The following is a 17,893-nucleotide window of genomic DNA, read 5'->3' on the forward strand; positions in this document are numbered from 1 at the left end:
GAGCCCATGAAGCGCAACGGGCCACCGTCCGGCGACCGCCGCTCACCGTGGCGGCTCGGAGTTCCGCTGGTGTGTCTTGCGGCCGGATTGTTGTTGGCGGCCACCCACGGCGTCTCGGGCGGAAAGGAGATCCGCCGCGGCGACGCACCCCGGCTGGTTGATCTGGTTCGCTCGGCCCAGACCACGGTGGAAGAGCTGACCCAGCAGCGCGACACCCTGGCCCACGAGGTCGGCTCGATGCACGGCCGCAGCTCCGGTGTCGCGCTCTCGGCCATGCGGCACCGCACCGAACAATTGGTGCAGACTGCCGGCTTGGAGGCCATGCACGGTCCCGGCCTGGTGGTGACGCTCGCCGACGCGCAGCGCGACGCCAACGGCCGGTTCCCCCGCGACGCCTCTCCGGATGATCTGGTGGTGCACCAACAGGACATCTCCGCGGTGCTCAACGCCTTGTGGTCCGCGGGCGCCGAAGCGGTGCAGATGCAGGACCAGCGGATCACCGCCTCCTCGGCCCCGCGCTGCGTGGGCAACACCCTGCTGCTGGAGGGCCGAACCTACAGCCCCCCCTATGTGGTGACCGCGATCGGGGATCCGGCCGCCATGCAGGAGGCGCTGGCCGCCGATCCGCTGATCGGCCTGTACAAGCAGTACGTGATCCGGTTCGGCCTGGGCTACAGCGAGCAGGTGTCCGCGGACTTGGTGGTGGCCGAGACCCCGCCACTCGCCCGGATGCGCTATGCCGTGCCGGCCGGGCCGGTTGACTACTGACAGCGCCCGCACCGGGCGGCGGTAGCCTGTTGGACGTGCGGATTCTCGTCGTCGACAATTACGACAGCTTTGTGTTCAACCTGGTCCAGTACCTGGGCCAGTTGGGTGTGCAGGCTGACGTCTGGCGCAACGACGATCCCCGGCTGGCCGACCCGGCTGCTGCGATAGCCGACTTCGACGGGGTGCTGCTCAGCCCGGGACCGGGCACGCCGGAGCGCGCCGGCGCCTCGATCGCGCTGGTGGGTGCGTGTGCGGCGGCGCGGGTTCCGGTGCTCGGGGTGTGCCTGGGCCACCAGGCGATCGGCGTGGCCTTCGGCGGCACGGTGGGCCGGGCCCCCGAGCTGCTGCACGGCAAGACCAGCACCGTGTTTCACACCGACGCCGGGGTGCTGCAGGGTTTGCCGGATCCGTTCACCGCCACCCGGTATCACTCGCTGACCATCCTGCCCGAGACGGTGCCCGACGTGCTGGAGGTCACCGCGCGTACCAGCGGCGGGGTGATCATGGCGGTGCGCCACACCGAGCTGCCCATCCACGGCGTGCAGTTCCACCCGGAGTCCATCCTCACCGAGGGCGGTCACCGGATGCTGGCCAACTGGCTGGGCTACTGCGGCTACCCCTGCGACGACGCCCTGGTGCGCCGGCTCGAGGAGGAGATCGCCGCGACGGTTCAGACCGCCCGGTCCAGCCGCAGCGCGGCGATCGCCAGCGCGCAGTAGTTGTGCTGACGGGCCGCTCCCGGCCCGCACCGGCCCCTACTGGCCGAAGCGCAGCGTGATGTTGCCGTCGGTGTTCACACCCTGACCCGCTGCCGGGCTCTGGTAGAGCACCCGATTGTGGCCGGCGCTGCCGGCGTCGACGTCGGCGCCCTTGACCAGAATCCCGGTCCAGCCCAGCGCCCGCAACTGCGGCTCGGCGTCGGTCCAGAACATCCCGGTGACGTCCGGCATCACAAACTGGTTGCCGCGCGACACCCGCAGTTCGATGACCGCGTCCAGCGGTATGGCCTCCCCGCTGGGCGGGCTGGTGGCGATCACCTCACCGGCCGGACGCGGGCTGTCCACGGTCACCTCGGTGATCTTGGTGAATCCGTACACGGTCAGGTTCTTCTGGGCCACCTCGAGGGTCTGACCGATGACGTCGGGCAGCGGTTTGGTGGCCGGGCCGCTGCCGATCACGATGATGATCTCGTTGGTGACGGCGGTGGTCTGGTTCGCCGGCGGGTTGGTGCCGACCACCTTGTCCTTGAGTTCCGGGGTGGACGGGGAGTTGACCTGCTTGAACTTGCCGAAGCCGGCGGCGGTCAACTTCTTGACGGCGTCGGCGTAGCTCAACGTGGCCACATCGGGGAGCTGGCGCTGCTCGGGTCCGTAGGACACGTCGACGGTGATCTTGTCGCCCTTGTTCGCCGGGGCGCCGGCGGGCGGGTCGGTCCCGATCACGTGATCGGGCGGCACGGTGGAATCGGCGCGCTGCTCGGTGCGGGTCTTGAAGCCCTTGTTCTGCAGTTCGGCGATCGCGTCCACCGAGGCTCGGCCGCTCACGTCGGGCACCTGGATCTGGTGGGTGCTGCCGCCGAAGGTGTTGATCGACACCGTGGCGATGACGGTCAGCACCGCGAGCACGATGGCGGCGATCAGCCACCGTCCCACCGAACCCTGCCGGTCGTTGGTGAAGTTGAGTTCCTGGCGGGGCAACGGGTCGGTCTGCGCTCCGGAAGGGTCGCCGGCGCGCGGGGTCATGATCGAGGCACGGTCGGCCGCGGTGAGCACCCGCGGAGCCTCCGGAGTCTCGCCGCTGTGCACCCGGACCAGATCGGCGCGCATCTCCGCGGCGGTCTGGTAGCGATTGTCGGGGTTTTTCGCCAGCGCTTTGAGCACCACCGCGTCGAGGTCCGCCGGCAGGCCGGGGAGCCGCTGCGACGGCGGGACCGGGTCTTCGCGGACGTGCTGGTATGCCACCGCCACCGGGGAGTCTCCGATGAAAGGTGGTTCGCCGGTGAGGATTTCGTAGAGCACGCAGCCCAGCGAGTACACGTCCGAGCGGGCGTCCACGGTGTCGCCGCGGGCCTGTTCGGGCGACAGATACTGGGCGGTGCCGATCACCGCGGCGGTCTGGGTGACGCTGTTGCCGGCGTCGGCGACCGCACGGGCGATGCCGAAGTCCATGACCTTCACCGCGTTGTGCTGGTCGATCATGATGTTGGCCGGCTTGACGTCACGGTGGATGATGCCGTGCTGGTGGCTGAAGTTCAGCGCCTGGCAGGCGTCGGCGATCACCTCGATGGCCCGCTGCGGCGGCATCGGGCCGTCGTTGTGCACGATGTCGCGAAGCGTGACCCCTTCGACCAGCTCCATCACGATGTAGGGCAGCGGCCCGGCCGGGGTGTCGGCCTCGCCGGTGTCATAGACGGCCACGATCGCCGGGTGATTCAAGGCGGCGGCATTTTGGGCCTCGCGCCGGAAGCGCAGGTAGAAGCTGGGGTCGCGGGCCAAGTCGGCCCGCAGCACCTTCACCGCCACCTCGCGGTGCAGGCGGGTGTCGACGGCGCGATGCACCTCCGACATCCCGCCGAAGCCGAGGATCTCGCCGAGTTCGTAGCGGTCGGAGAGCCGCTGGGGTGTGGTCATGGCGTGGTCCTGTGCCAGATCCAGCCGGACGACTGCGCGGGTGGTGCCGACGAAGACCCTTCCGGACTCGACGAACTGCTCAGTGGCGCCCCGGTGTCGGTGACGGTGGCCGGGGCCAGCGAGCCGCCCGGGCTCTTGGCGTTGACCACGATGAGCACCGCGATGATGATCGCCAGCGTGCCCAGCACCCCGGCGGCCCACAGCAGGGCGCGCTGACCGGCGGTGAAGGTGCGCCGCGGCGGGGGCGTGCGATGGCTGCCGGCACTGGGTCGGGCACGGCGTGCCGCGGTGGCCCGGGCTGACACCGGCGCGACGGCGCGGGTGGGGGCCGCACCCGAGGGGATCGCCGAGGGTGCGGCGCGTCCGGCGGGCAGCGACTGGCTGGGCCGGGTGGGGCGCCGGCCGGAGCGCACCGCGGCCACCGCGTCGGCGAACGGGCCGCCGCTGCGGTAGCGCATGGCCGGATTCTTGGCCAGGGTGATCTCGATCAGTTCGCGCACATTGGGCGGCAGCTCGGCCGGCAGCGGCGGCGGCGGCTCCTTGATGTGCTTCATCGCCACGGTCAGCGCACCGTCGCCGGTGAACGGCCGACGGCCCGAGAGCACCTCGTAGCCCACCACGCCCAGCGAGTACACGTCGCTGGCGGCGGTGGCGTCTTGCCCCAGCGCCTGCTCGGGCGCGATGTACTGCGCGGTGCCCATCACCATGCCGGTCTGGGTGACCGGCGCGGCGTCCACGGCCTTGGCGATGCCGAAGTCGGTGATCTTCACCTGGCCGGTGGGCGTGATCATGATGTTGCCGGGCTTGACGTCACGGTGCACCAGCCCGGTGCTGTGCGCCACCTGCAATGCCCGCCCGGTCTGCTCGAGCATGTCCAGGGCGTGCCGCAACGACAGGCGCCCGGTGCGCTTGAGCACCGAGTTCAGCGGCTCGCCGTTGACCAGCTCCATGACCAGGAATGCCGTGCGGCCCTCGCCGTCGAGCTCGGTCTCGCCGTAGTCGTGCACGCTGGCGATGCCCGGATGGTTGAGCATGGCGGTGTTGCGGGCTTCGGCGCGGAACCGCTCGATGAACTCCGGGTCGGAGGAGAACTCGGGCTTGAGCACCTTGACCGCGACGCGCCGGCCCAGCCGGTTGTCGACGGCCTCCCACACCTGGCCCATGCCGCCGGTGGCGATGAGCCGCTGCAACCGATAGCGCCCGGCCAGTGCGGCGCCCACCTGCGGACTCACGATCGCCCCTGCAGGGCAGCTTGGATGACGGCCCGTCCGATGGGTGCGGCCACCGATCCGCCGGTGGCGGACAGCCGGTCGCCACCGTCTTCCACCACGACGGCGACGGCCACCTTCGGGGCGCTGGCCGGGGCGAAGGCGATGTACCACGCGTGCGGCGGAGTGTTCCGCGGATCGGGACCGTGTTCGGCGGTGCCGGTCTTCGACGCAATCTGTACGCCCGGGATGGCCCCCTCCTGCTGGGTCACTCGTTCGGCCTCGATCATGAGTTCAGTCAGCTTAGCTGCGACCTGCGAGGACACTGCACGGCGCTGCTCGTGGGGCAACGTGGTGGCGATGCCCGCCAAGTCCGGACCCTCCAGCCCGTCGACCAGATACGGCTGCATGGTCAGACCACCGTTGGCGATGGACGCCGCGACCATCGCATTCGTCAGCGGAGTGACGGCGACGTCCTTCTGGCCGATGCTGGTCATGCCCAGCGCGGCGGCGTCGCCGATCCGGCCGACGGTGGACTCGGCGACCTGCAGCGGTATGGGTTCGGAGGCGACATCGAATCCGAAACCCTCGGCGGCGTTGCGCAAGGCGTCCACGCCGGTACGAATACCCAGCTGAACGAAGGCTGTATTGCACGACCGGGCGAAAGCCGTCCGCAGCGGAACGGTGGCCTCGGAGCCGTCGCAGGTGTTGCCGCCGAAGTTCTCCAGGGCGGCGGTGCTGTTGGGCAGGGCAATGCGTGCCGCGTTGGTCAGCTGCTCGTTCTCGCTGACACCGGCCTGCAGCGCGGCCGCCGTGGTGATGACCTTGAACGTCGAGCCGGGCGGGTAGGTCTCGCTGATGGCGCGGTTGGTCAGCGGGGACTCGGGGTCGTCGCGAAGCTCCTGCCACGCCTGGCCCTGCTGCGTCGCATCGTGCGACGACAGCAGATTGGGGTCATACGACGGTGCGGAGACCATGGCCAGCACCTTGCCGGTGGCCGGTTCCAGGGCGACCACCGCACCGCGGCATCCGCCGGCGCAGCCCCGTCGCATCGCGTCCCAGCCGGCTTGCTGCACCCGGGGGCGGATGGTGGTCTGCACGGTGCCGCCGCGTGGGCTGCGACCGGTGAAGAAGTCGGCCAACCTCAGCCCGAACAGCCGCGGATCGGATCCGTTGAGCACGGTGTCCTCGGCGCGTTCGAGGCCGCTGCTGGAGTAGCGCAGCGAATAGAACCCGGTGACCGGCGCATACACCTCCGGCTCGGGGTAGACGCGCTGGTATTTGATCCGGTCGTCGGTGGCCACCGAGTAGGCCAGCAGCTGGCCGGCCGCGGTGATCTGCCCCCGCTGCCGGGAGTACTCGTCGAGCAGCACCCGCTGATTGCGGGGGTCGGCGCGCAACCCGTCGGCGGCGAACACCTGGGTCAAGGTGGCGTTGGCCAGCAGCAGCACGATCAGCGCCATCAGGGTCATCGTGACGCGGCGCAGTGAGGTGTTCATACGCGCTCGATCACCGCCGTACCGGTATCGCCGATCGGGGCCGGGCGGTGGGGCTGGGGATGCGGACTCAGCGGCCGGCGGGCGGCGTGCGAGACCCGCAGCAGGATCGCCAGCAGCACATAGTTGGCCAGCAGCGACGAACCGCCGTAGGACAGCCACGGGGTGGTCAGCCCGGTCAGCGGGATCAGTTTCGTCACTCCCCCGACCACGATGAACAGCTGGATGCCCAAGGTGGCTGCCAGGCCGGCGGCCAGCAGTTTGCCGAAGCTGTCCCGGACGGCGATCGCCGTCCGCATGCCGCGCACGATCACGATGGTGTAGAGAATCAGAACCCCGGCCAGCCCGACCAGACCCAGCTCCTCGCCGAACGCGGCAATGATGAAGTCGGTGGACGCCGCGGGCACATAACCGGGCTGCCCGTTGCCCAGCCCGGTGCCGAAGATCCCGCCGGTGGCGAAGCTGAACAGCGACTGCACCATCTGGTAGCCGGTGCCTTCGGGGTCGGCGAACGGGTCCAGCCAGGTCTGCACCCGCACCCGGACATGGCTGAACAGGAAGTAGGCGGCGACGCTGCCGGCGGCGAACAGCAGCATCCCGATCACCATCCAGCTGAACCGGCGGGTGGCCAGGTACACCACGACCAGGAAGGACGCATACAGCAGCAGGGAGGTGCCCAGGTCCTTCTCGAAGGCCATGACGCCCACGGAGATCACCCAGGCGGCCAGCAGCGGCGCCAGGTCGCGCGGCCGGGGAAGGTTCATGCCCAGCACGTGCTTGCCGGCACTGGTGAACAGCCGCCGCTTGGACACCAGGACCGCGGCAAAAAAGATCAGCAACAAGATCTTGGAGAACTCAGCGGGCTGAATGGAGAAGCCGGGCAACCGAATCCAGATCTTGGCACCCTGACGCTCGGACAGCGAAGCCGGCAGCAGCGCCGGGATCACCAGCAGCACCAGGCCCGTCAGGCCGCAGATGTAGCCGCTGCCCGCGAGCTGACGGTGGTCCTTGAGGGCCACCAACACCACGGCGAAGACGACGACGCCCACCAAGGTCCACAGCATCTGAGCGCTGGCACCGGGCCGGGCCTCGGCGCCGTCGACCCCGACCCCGAGATCGATACGGTGGATCATCACCAGGCCCAGGCCGTTGAGCAGGGCGACCACCGGAAGCAGCAGCGGGTCGGCGTACCGCGCCGAACGCCGGATCACCAAGTGCGCGAAGACGAACAGCGCCAGAAACGCCAGCCCGTAGCCGACCAGGTCCCAGCGCAGGCCCTGCTCGTGGCCGGCCTCGACGATCAGCATCGCCACCGCCACGATGGTGGCCGCGAAGAACAGCAGCAGCAGCTCGGCGTTGCGTCGATCCGACAGCGCCGGGGTCAGCGTCACCGGCGGCTGCGGTTCGGTGCTCACGTCGGGCCGCTTCTGGGCATCGCTGCGCGCGGCGTCGTCGCCGGCGCGGGTCATGACGCCGCCCGGCAGTCGGTCCCCGGTTCTGGAGGTGCCGGAGGCAGGCTGGTCAAGGTGGGCAGGTGCGGCTTTCCGGAGGCCTTCGGGGGCGGGGGCGGCCCGGGCCGCGGACCGGTGGGCACAAGCCCCGGGGACGGGGTGCGCGAGGACGTGGTGGGCGCGGGAGGGTCCGGGTTTCCGTGCGGGCACGGCGGCAGCAGCGAATCGCGGGCCAGGTTGCGCAGTTGGGTGATGGCGTCATCCAGGGTGCCGGCGGGCAGGCCGTTGCTGACCTGCTGGCGGGCCGGGGGCCGAAGGTCCTGCAGGGTCATCAGCCGGCAGCCCAGCTTGTCGCCGGACTGGCTGAAGCTGATCTGCACCAGCGCTCCCCGACTGTCCAGGCAGCCCAACAGATAGGGCTCCTGCAGCGGAACACCCAGGAAGGAGCCCTGCACCCCGCGCATGATGGCCACGGTGCCGCCGTAGGCGGTGACGTAGTAGTTGGTGCGCACCACCGCGCGCCCCACCAGCAGGGCAGCCACCAGCAAGGCGAGCAGCAGGGCCGCGACGACGACCATGCGCTTGCGAGACCGCGGGGGTGCGTCCGGCGTGTCGATGCGCGGCAGGACGCGTTTGGCGACGGTCTTGCGCGGGGAGATCGCCGAAGCCCGCCCGGCGGCGGTGTCGAGCGAGATCAGGTGGTCGTCGTCGCTGTCGGAGACCGCCCCGGCCAGGATCGGCTGGGTCTGGCCGTAGTCCACGTCGACGACGTCGGCCACCACCACCGTCACGTTGTCGGGGCCGCCGCCGCGCAGCGCCAGCTCGATGAGCCGCAACGCGCAGTCGTTGACGTCGGGGATCTGCAGCGCCTCACGGATGGTCTCGGTGCTCACCGGGTCCGACAGACCGTCCGAGCACAGCAGGTAGCGATCCCCGGCCTGGGCTTCCCGCATGATCAGCGTGGGCTCGACCTCGTGGCCGGTCAGCGCCCGCATGATCAGGGAGCGCTGGGGATGGCTGTGCGCCTCCTCCAGGGTGATCCGGCCTTCGTCGACCAGGGTCTGGACGAAGGTGTCGTCCTTGGTGATCTGGGTGAGCTCGCCGTCGCGCAGCAGGTAGCCGCGCGAGTCGCCGATATGGGCCAGGCCCAGGCGGGGCCCGGCGAACAGGATGGTGGTCAGCGTGGTGCCCATGCCTTCGAGCTCGGGATGCTCTTCGACGTAGGCCGCGATGGCGGCGTTGCCCTCCTGCACCGCGCTTTCCAGCTTCGCCAGCAGGTCGCCGCCGGGCTCGTCGTCGTCGAGGTGCGCCAGCGCGGCGATCACCAGCTGCGAGGCGACTTCGCCGGCCGCGTGCCCGCCCATGCCGTCGGCCAGTGCCAGCAGGCGTGCACCGGCGTAGACGGAATCCTCGTTGTTGGAGCGCACCAGACCGCGGTCGCTGCGGGCGGCGTACCGCAGAACCAGGCTCACCGGCGGAGCTCGATCGCGGTCTTGCCGATACGTATCGGCGTGCCTACCGGAACCCGTACCGCAGTGGTCACCTTCACCCTGTCAAGGTAGGTGCCGTTGGTCGATCCCAGGTCTTCGACATACCATTCCGCGCCCCGCTGAGACAGCCGGGCGTGCCGTGTGGAGGCGTAGTCGTCGGTGAGCACCAGTGTCGAATCGTCTGCGCGGCCGATCAGAACCGGCTGATCGCTCAGTGTGATGCGTGCCCCGGTCAAGGGTCCCTCCGTCACCACCAGATGCCGCGCGGTGGTGCGTTGCTGGCGCGGAGGCAGCAGCACCCCGCGGATCGACAGGCCCCGGCGCACCATCACCGCACCGGTCGGCGCGTAGATGTCAGTCCGCAACACCCGCAGCACGGACCAGATGAACAGCCACAACAACGTCAAAAAACCGGCTCGCGTCAGCTGCAGCACCAGTCCCTGCATCCGGCGTCCTCTCCGTTGTCTCGCCGCCCATGTTGTGCTTGCCGTGGCAGAGCACATCGGCAAGGTCACGATACTTGGGCGCGGGGGGCCGTAGGGCAAAGCGGCGGCGCTTTGCTGTTCACATTGTCAATAGGTGCGGGTGCAGCCGCCGTCCTCAGTGGACCCGGACGATGATCTCGGAGTGACCCAGCCGGATCACGTCGCCGTCGGCCAGCTGCCACTCCTGGACCGGGGCGTTGTTGACGGTGGTCCCGTTCGTGGAGTTCAGATCCGACAGCAGCGCCACCCGGCCGTCCCAGCGGATCTCCAGGTGCCGGCGCGACACCCCGGTGTCGGGCAACCGGAACTGGGCGTCTTGGCCGCGGCCCACCACGTTGGTGCCTTCGTGCAGCTGGTAAGTGCGGCCGCTGCCGTCATCGAGTTGCAGGGTGACCGACGCCGGGGCGCTGTAGGCGCGCTGGCCGTAGTCGCCGCCCGGGGCCTCGCCGTAGCCGGCGGCCGGGGCCTGCTGGCCGTAGTCGTAGCCGCCCTGGGCGCCTTGCGCCTCGCCGTACCCACCGGCGGGGGGCTGGCCGTAGTCATAACCGGCCTGGGCCGGCGGCGCCTCGCCGTAGCCGTAGCCGGGCTGCCCGTAGTCCTGCCGGCCGTAGGACGGGGCGCCCTGCTCGTAGCCGCCCTGGTCCGGGTAGCCGGGGCGCTGCTCATAGGGGGCCTCGGGGTAGCCGTACTCCTCGTGGCGGGCCGGCGGACGGTCGTACTCGCCGTAGCCGGGCTGGCCGCCGCCGGGGTAAGCCTGCTGCTGGTGCTGCGGGTAGCCCTGCTCGTAGCCGGCGGGGGCGCCGTAACCGCTGGGCGGACGCTGCTCGTAGGACTGGGCCGGCGGGGCGTAACCGCCGCCGGGGCCGGGGTAACCGCCCTGTTCGGGATAGCCGCCCTGCTCGGGGTAACCCCCCTGCTCGGGGTAGCCGCCCTGCTCGGGCCGGCGCGGCGGCGCGTACGCCGACTGGCCGCCCTGCTCGGGGTAGCCGCCGCGCTGCTCCTGGTAGTGGCCGCCTTCGGGGGCGTAGTGGCCACGCGGGTCCTGACCGCCGCGAGCCTCGTCGGCCGGCCGGCCGTAGCGGGGGTCGTAGTAGTCCTCGCCGGGACGATCCTGCCCGTGGGCGCCGCGGTACGGGTTATCGGTCATCGGTGGCACTCCTGATTCTGCGGTAAACGCATGAACTGATTGTGGCGGGCGGGATTCGTTGAGCGTCTCGTGGGGGCGGGCGTCAGGGTTGCCCCCGCCCCGGGCGCGGACTTGGCCGGTGCGCAGGCTCGGCGACTGCTGGAACCGGACAACCACATCACCATACGTTTGCCACCCCTGTTCGCCGATGTAGACGGCCAAGTGCCGGGCGAAGGCTCGCGACGTCAGATCCTGGTCGGCGCCCACCTTGTCGTAGTCGTCCACACCGAGGGTAATGACGTATTCGTTGGGCGCCAAAAGTTGATTTCCGGTCAGCGACCGCACGCCGGCGGCGGCTTCGCGGCGCAGCGCAGCCTCGACCTCTTCGGGGAGCACTTCCCCTCCGAAGACCCGGGCCATCGCATCCTCCACAGCGGATTCGAGTTTGCGCTCGATGCGATGAACCAGCCCGCGCTGGCTGTCCAAGCTGCTACCCGCCTTACTCTCTGCCGCCGTTGGTGGTATCGGGGGCACAGCCGCGGCGTGTCGCTCAGCTGCATCCGACCTGGACATGGTATCGACCCGAGCCGCCACGGCGGCACCCTTCTGCGGCAGAGAATCGGATAAGAGCAGGTCACGAAGGGATCACGGCGCCCCGGCCGGCGGGTAGACGGCCGGTGGACGGCGGGCTGCGAACGCTCCGGGCCGATTTTTTTATGGGCGGGGGACCCGTGATAGGCTCCCCCGGTCGCTCGGGCGAGTGGCGGAATGGCAGACGCGCTGGCTTCAGGTGCCAGTGTCCTTCGGGACGTGGGGGTTCAAGTCCCCCTTCGCCCACAGAGAGCAGTTCTACGAACTGTGACGCATGAGGTCACGAACCAGATTTGGTTCGTGACCTCTGTGTTTTGTGGGAAATGCTCGGGTGAACCTCCCGCCGGCAGTGCCGCGGGAGATTGAGTGCCAAGTCCCCATCTGGATGGTCGCTTGACGCGGGCCGCCCCGATCCGTGAGTCGACCTCAGCGTTGTGCTCCACTTGTCGGCTGGGTCCTATATACAGTTCCGTTCAGTTCAGGACGATGAGTTGAGGGGGCCTCCGCCGTGATCACCGGTGAGTTGAAGAGCAAAGTCGACCGGGTCTGGGATGCATTCTGGTCTGGCGGCATCTCCAACCCGCTGGAGGTCATCGAGCAGATCACCTACCTGTTGTTCATCAGACGCCTCGACGACCTAGAGACCCTGGAGGAGCGCAAAGCGCGCCTCGGCGCAGCCGGTGAACTCCGTTTCGGTTCAGACCAACAAGAGCTCCGGTGGTCGCGCTTCAAGAACGAGGAGCCGGCTGTCATGTTCGCGACGGTCGGGGAGAAGGTCTTCCCGTTCCTCCGGGCCCTTGGCGGCGACGGCTCGACCTATGGCGAGCACATGAAAGACGCCCGATTCACCATACCGACGCCACAACTGCTCTCCAGGGTGGTTGATCTGCTCGACGAGATTCCGATGAACGACCGCGACACCAACGGCGATCTCTACGAGTACCTGTTATCCAAAATCGCAAGTGCCGGCGTCAACGGTCAATTCCGCACGCCTCGCCACATCATCAAGCTGATGGTCGACATGATGGCGCCGAAGCCGACCGATGAGATCTGCGACCCAGCGGCCGGCACCGCTGGGTTCCTGGTAGCCGCCTCTGAGTACATCCGGGAGCAACATCCATCGGTGTTGACCGAGGCGGCGCAGCGTAAGCACTTCCACTCCAATATGTTTCATGGATACGACTTCGACAACACGATGCTCCGGATCGCCAGCATGAACATGCTCATGCACGGCATCGAATCACCGGACATCCGCTACCGGGACTCGTTGTCCGAAGGTGCATCTGAGGACGCTGAGAAGTACACGCTGATCCTTGCGAATCCTCCTTTCGCCGGCTCGCTGGACTACGAGTCGACTTCCAAAGACTTGCAGCGAGTGGTCAAGACGAAGAAGACTGAGCTGCTCTTCCTGGCGCTGTTCTTGAAGCTCTTGAAGCCTGGCGGTCGTGCAGCGGTGATTGTTCCTGACGGTGTGCTCTTCCAATCGTCCAAGGCTCATAAAGTCCTGCGACGGGTGTTGGTAGAGGACCAGAAGCTCGACGGCGTAGTCAAGCTTCCTTCAGGGGTATTCAAGCCGTACTCGGGGGTCTCAACCGCAATCCTGCTGTTCACCAGGACTGATTCGGGCGGAACGGATCATGTGTGGTTTTACGACGTGACCGCAGACGGATACTCACTCGATGACAGACGAATACAGGTCAAAGACAACGACCTTCCCGATGCACTGAGTAGTTGGCGAGCACGAAGCAATCCTGAGCTCAAGCAGGCGCGTTCAGGGCGATCGTTCTGCGTATCGAAACATGAGATCGCGGAACAGGGCTACGATCTGTCAATTCAGCGCTACAAAGAGACAGTCCACGAGAAGATCGACCATCGGCCAACAGCAGAAATATTGAACGAGCTTGAGATGCTCGAGGATCAAATTCAGGCAGAGCTTGCACAACTGCGGGGGATGCTAGCGTGACCGCGCGAGTCCCGTTTAGCGAAGCGCTAGAGGACATCACAGGCGGAAATATCAAGATTCCTCGCTCTGAGTATCAGTCGTCAGGCGGATTGCCTGTTGTAGACCAGAGCAGGAGTGAGATTGCCGGTTTTACGGACAGACTGTCCAGTGCGTTGAAAGTCGACGAGCCGGTAATCGTCTTTGGGGATCATACCCGGGCGGTGAAGTTCGTCGACTTCCGGTTCGCATTGGGGGCTGATGGAGTGAAAGTGCTTCGTGCTCGCGAAGGTTTTGAGCCGAAGTTCGTCTATCACTATTTGCGGACTACGAAGCTTCCCGATGCGGGATACTCTCGCCACTTCAAATTTCTGAAGAACATCAACTTGCCTAAGCCGCCGCTGAAAGAGCAGCAGCGAGTTGTCGAGGTTCTGGATCGGGCCGATGCAGTGTGTAAGAAGCGCCGAATGTTCCTTGGACACCTTTCGCAACTGCCGCAATCGGTCTTTGGAGAGATGTTTGGCGATCTTTCGACCGAAGCGAAGTCGTACCCCACCGTCCCTCTACAGGACTGGATAGATCCCGATCGACCGGTGACCTACGGAATCCTTATGCCGGGTCCTGTCGTAGAGGGTGGAGTTCCATACGTACGGGTCGCAGATATGACCAACGGAGGTATCAACCTCGCGACAGTCAGGAGGACTACCAGCGAAATTGCACAGTCGTATCGGCGTTCGCAGTTGAAGTCCGGGGATCTGCTCATCTCGATACGCGGACATGTCGGTAGATGTGCTTTTGTCCCGGCTGAACTCGCCGGTGGGAACATCACGCAGGACTCGGCGAGGTTGGCTTTAGCCGAACCGATCTCTGCCCACTACGTACGAGCGGCTCTGGAGGCTCCTGCTTTGCAACGGTGGATGCAGCAGCGAACCAAGGGTGCGGCCGTCCGTGGAATCAACCTAGGTGACCTGAGACAGGCGCCGATCCCGCAACCGCCGTTCGCCCAACAGGCTGCCTTTGCGGCGGCTGCAGAGGCAATTGCCTCGGTCGTGTCGCAAGCACGCAAGAGCCTTGTTGCGGCTGAGGAACTACTTGCATCTCTACAATCGCGCGCCTTTTCAGGTCAGTTGTGAGGTAGCGGATGTCGAACTTCGCCTTCCTGCAATCGGTCGCCTGGCCGGAGATGCATGCCGACTGCGCTAGGGCGGAGAGCTATGCCACCACAGACCCTCGTTCGGCATGCTTCTACAGCCGCCGCACCGCGGAGCACCTGGTCGATTACTTGTATGGCGTTTTGGCTTTGCAGATTCCGTACAAGAACGACCTGGCCGCCAAGATCAATGATCCCAAGTTCAAGTCGAAGGTTGGCCTCGGAATCGCGACCAAGCTCAACCTGATCCGCAAGCTTGGCAACACCGCCGTCCACGAGACCCAGCCCATCCCGCCACGGGTGGCGCTGGATGCGCTTCGCGAACTGCACCACGTCATGCTGTGGGCCGCCTTCCGGTATTCGACTCGGCCGCAGGCAGTTCCGATGAAGGCGGCCTTCGATCCGAACATCGCGGCGAAGGCCGCGCCGCTGTCCCGGCAGGAGGTCGCCCAGCTTGCGGCGAAGTTGGCCGCCCAGGACGAGGCCCACGCCAAGGCGCTGGCCGAGAAGGACGAACTGGCCGCGCAGAAGGAAGCCGAAATCGAGGCACTGCGCGAGGCCGTCAAACAGGCCCAGGCGGCCAACCGGCAGACCGACGACCGGGACTACAACGAAGCCGACACCCGAGATCGGTTCATCGATGTCATGCTCGCCGAAGCCGGCTGGCCCCTGACAGACACCAAGGACCGCGAGTACCCGGTAACCGGCATGCCCAATGGCGACGGCAAGGGGTTCGTCGACTACGTCTTGTGGGGTGCAGACGGTCTCCCGTTGGCGATCGTCGAGGCCAAACGGACGACCAAGAGCCCGCAGGTCGGCCAGCAGCAAGCCAAGCTGTATGCCGACTGCCTGGAGAAGATGACAGGACGACGGCCGGTCATTTTCTACACCAACGGTTTCGAGCACTGGATCTGGGATGACACCGGCGGCTACCCTCCGCGGGAGATCCAGGGCTTTTACACTCGGGACGAGCTGGAGCTTCTAGTCCAGCGCCGGGACACCCGTAAACCGTTGATCGACATGCCGATCGACTCGGCCGTCGTAGAACGGCACTATCAACACCGTGCGATCCGCGCGATCGACGACGCGTTCACCGCCAAGGAACGCGAGGCTCTATTGGTGATGGCCACCGGATCGGGCAAAACCCGCACCGTCATCGCGCTGGTGAAGCAGCTGATGGAAGCCAACTGGGTTAAGCGGGTCTTGTTCCTGGCCGACCGCACCGCCCTGGTCACCCAGGCCGCTAACGCGTTCAAGGCACACCTGCCCGATGCCACCACCGTGAATCTGGTGACCGAGAAGATCACCGACGGCCGGGTGTACGTGTGCACCTACCCGACGATGATGAACCTCATCAACGACACCGACGCTGGCATCAGGAAATTCGGACCCGGCTACTTCGACCTCGTCGTCATTGACGAAGCCCACCGCTCCGTCTACCAGAAGTACCGGGCCATCTTCGACTGGTACGACTCACTCCTCGTCGGCCTGACCGCCACCCCTAAGGACGAAGTCGACCACAACACGTACCGGCTGTTCCACCTCGAAGACGGCGTGCCCACTGACGCCTACAGCCTCGACGACGCGGTCAAGGAAGGCTTCCTGGTGCCCGCGGTTGGGATCTCCGTCGGTACCAAGTTCCTGCGTCAAGGCATCCGCTATGCCGATCTCTCCGAAGAGGAGAAGGACGACTGGGACGCCCTGGACTGGGGCGATGACGATCCGCCCGATGAGGTGAGCTCTGAGGAGATTAACCGGTTCCTGTTTAACGAGGACACCGTCGACAAAGTGCTCGCCGAACTAATGAGCAAGGGCCACCGCGTCGCCGAGGGTGACCGGCTCGGCAAGACCATCATCTTCGCGAAGAACCAGGCGCACGCCGAGTTCATCGCGCGACGCTTCGACGTCCAGTACCCGCAGTACGCCGGAACATTCGCCCGTGTCATCACTCACAGCACTGCCTATGCCCAGTCGCTGATCGACGACTTCTCCGTCACCGACAAGGCGCCACACATCGCCATATCGGTCGACATGCTCGACACCGGCATCGACGTTCCCGACGTCGTCAACCTCGTCTTCTTCAAGCTCGTTCGGTCCAAGACCAAGTTCTGGCAGATGATCGGACGCGGGACCCGCCTACGCCCCGACCTCTTCGGCCCCGGTAAGGACAAGCAGAACTTCTACGTCTTCGACTTCTGCGGCAACCTCGAATTCTTCAGCCAAGACCTGCCCGGATCCGAAGGCGCATTCCAGAAGTCCTTGAACCAGCGGCTGTTCGAAACGCGCCTCGGCCTGATCACCGCCATCGATCACGCTTGGCCACCCTCGCAGCCAGAACCCGAAGAAGGGCAGGGCACCGAGACCGAAAGAGGATTGCGAGTCGATGTTGCGTGGTCGCTCCATCGGGCCGTCACGGGAATGAACCTGGACAACTTCCTGGTGCGACCACACCGAAGGCTGGTCGAGCAATACTCGCAGTGGCCGGCCTGGACATCGCTGACGCCCGAGGTCGCCGCAGATGTAGCCGAACACCTCGCGGGGCTGCCGTCAGCCCACAAGGACGACGACGAGGACGCCAAGCGCTTCGACATGCTCGTCTTACGCCGTCAACTAGCCCAACTTGAAGGCGACGCTGTCGCGGCCGAACGGCTACGCGAACAGATCCAGAACATCGCGACTGGCCTGCTGAGCCAGACCGCGATCCCGTCGGTGAAGGCACAAGAGGCGCTTCTCGAAGAGGTCGGCGGGGATGAGTGGGGGGTCGACGTCACCCTGCCGATGCTCGAATCCGTGAGGCGCAAGTTACGTGGTCTGCTCCGCTTCCTGGAGAAGGTGAAACGGAATCAGGTCTATACCGACTTCGCCGACGAACTCAGCGAAGCCACCCTCGTTGATCTGCCGGGGATCACGCCCGGCACCAACTGGGAACGCTTCCAGGCCAAGGCCCGCGCGTATCTCAGACAGCACCAGGATCACGTTGCGCTGCAACGGTTACGACGCAATAAGCCCTTGACCCCCGATGACCTCACCTCGTTGGAGCAGATGCTCATCGAGAGCGGCACCGGCGAGCAAGCCGACATTGATCTGGCCAAGGAGCAGTCGCATGGCCTGGGGTTATTCGTACGGTCACTGGTCGGGCTGGACCGCGAAGCCGCCGCTGAAGCTTTCGGCGCATACCTGGACGGCACGAAGTTCAATGCCGACCAGATCCGCTTCGTGAACCTCATTGTCACCGAACTGACAGCCAACGGCTTCATGGAACCCGTGCGGCTCTACGAGTCGCCGTACATCGATCACGCGCCGACCGGGCCGGACTATGTGTTCGGCGAGGTGGACGTGGAAAATATCGTTTCGATTCTTAATACCGTGCGAGACAACGCGCTTCCAGAGGGCGGAGCGGCCTGAGCCGCACGGCTAGTTGCAGCCGCCCGATGTAGGCGGGCTACTTGTGCCGACCGGGCGTCCCTCAAGGTCTCGCGAAACGTGCGGCGAAATGCGATTCGACGTAGGTGGCTCGACTAAGGTTTTTACGTGCACACGGTCACTGCGCTTGAAAGAG

12 protein-coding genes and 1 tRNA gene are annotated in these 17,893 nt (G+C 66.5%); 6 read left to right on the plus strand and 7 right to left on the minus strand.

The genetic code is table 11. From position 1 onward, the window contains the following. Positions 1-6 precede the first annotated feature (6 nt). Together LI92_RS00975 and LI92_RS00980 are read left to right on the plus strand one after the other, a co-directional pair. Positions 7-768 carry a DUF881 domain-containing protein gene (locus LI92_RS00975; RefSeq protein WP_046315009.1) on the plus strand — a complete coding sequence of 254 codons (762 nt, stop codon included), beginning with the start codon at positions 7-9 and terminating at the stop codon, positions 766-768. 35 nt (positions 769-803) lie between these two features. Then, positions 804-1,487, plus strand: a complete 684-nt coding sequence (locus tag LI92_RS00980) for an aminodeoxychorismate/anthranilate synthase component II (protein WP_046315010.1) — start codon at positions 804-806, stop codon at positions 1,485-1,487. 36 nt (positions 1,488-1,523) lie between these two features. Here the strand turns inward: LI92_RS00980 and pknB are convergent, their stop codons facing one another. The 7 genes from pknB to LI92_RS01015 form a co-directional block, all read right to left on the minus strand. Further along, positions 1,524-3,398, minus strand: coding sequence for a Stk1 family PASTA domain-containing Ser/Thr kinase (pknB, locus tag LI92_RS00985; RefSeq protein ID WP_046315011.1), 1,875 nt, complete (start codon positions 3,396-3,398; stop codon positions 1,524-1,526). Next, complete coding sequence (locus LI92_RS00990) at positions 3,395-4,630, minus strand: protein kinase domain-containing protein (protein WP_046315012.1); 1,236 nt, start codon at positions 4,628-4,630, stop codon at positions 3,395-3,397. The genes pknB and LI92_RS00990 overlap by 4 nt, the downstream gene beginning before the upstream one ends. Beyond that, entirely contained in the window at positions 4,627-6,105 is a 1,479-nt protein-coding gene (gene pbpA, locus LI92_RS00995; protein WP_046315013.1) for a D,D-transpeptidase PbpA, read from the minus strand. Before pbpA ends, LI92_RS00990 begins: the two co-directional genes overlap by 4 nt. Continuing rightward, complete coding sequence (locus LI92_RS01000; protein ID WP_046315049.1) at positions 6,102-7,517, minus strand: FtsW/RodA/SpoVE family cell cycle protein; 1,416 nt, start codon at positions 7,515-7,517, stop codon at positions 6,102-6,104. The genes pbpA and LI92_RS01000 overlap by 4 nt, the downstream gene beginning before the upstream one ends. Positions 7,518-7,567: 50 nt before the next feature. Continuing rightward, positions 7,568-9,025, minus strand: coding sequence for a PP2C family protein-serine/threonine phosphatase (locus tag LI92_RS01005; protein ID WP_046315014.1), 1,458 nt, complete (start codon positions 9,023-9,025; stop codon positions 7,568-7,570). Then, a complete protein-coding gene (locus LI92_RS01010; RefSeq protein WP_046315015.1) occupies positions 9,022-9,489 on the minus strand; it encodes an FHA domain-containing protein FhaB/FipA in 468 nt (155 codons plus the stop codon). The genes LI92_RS01005 and LI92_RS01010 overlap by 4 nt, the downstream gene beginning before the upstream one ends. 154 nt (positions 9,490-9,643) lie before the next feature. Further along, a complete protein-coding gene (locus LI92_RS01015) occupies positions 9,644-11,140 on the minus strand; it encodes an FhaA domain-containing protein (RefSeq protein ID WP_046315016.1) in 1,497 nt (498 codons plus the stop codon). A 268-nt stretch (positions 11,141-11,408) separates the two neighbouring features. Here LI92_RS01015 and LI92_RS01020 point away from each other — a divergent pair. From LI92_RS01020 to LI92_RS01030, 4 genes are all read left to right on the plus strand, one after another. Beyond that, positions 11,409-11,491: transfer RNA gene (locus LI92_RS01020), tRNA-Leu, on the plus strand. 262 nt (positions 11,492-11,753) lie between these two features. Then, on the plus strand, positions 11,754-13,208 hold the full coding sequence (locus LI92_RS01025; protein WP_046315017.1) for a type I restriction-modification system subunit M: 1,455 nt from the start codon (positions 11,754-11,756) through the stop codon (positions 13,206-13,208). Beyond that, entirely contained in the window at positions 13,205-14,317 is a 1,113-nt protein-coding gene (locus LI92_RS22105) for a restriction endonuclease subunit S (RefSeq protein WP_082109480.1), read from the plus strand. Before LI92_RS01025 ends, LI92_RS22105 begins: the two co-directional genes overlap by 4 nt. 8 nt (positions 14,318-14,325) lie before the next feature. Further along, positions 14,326-17,739, plus strand: coding sequence for a DEAD/DEAH box helicase family protein (locus LI92_RS01030; protein ID WP_046315018.1), 3,414 nt, complete (start codon positions 14,326-14,328; stop codon positions 17,737-17,739). Positions 17,740-17,893 lie beyond the last annotated feature (154 nt).

The organism is Mycobacterium sp. UM_Kg1 (assembly GCF_000972925.1).
GTDB lineage: Bacteria > Actinomycetota > Actinomycetes > Mycobacteriales > Mycobacteriaceae > Mycobacterium > Mycobacterium hiberniae.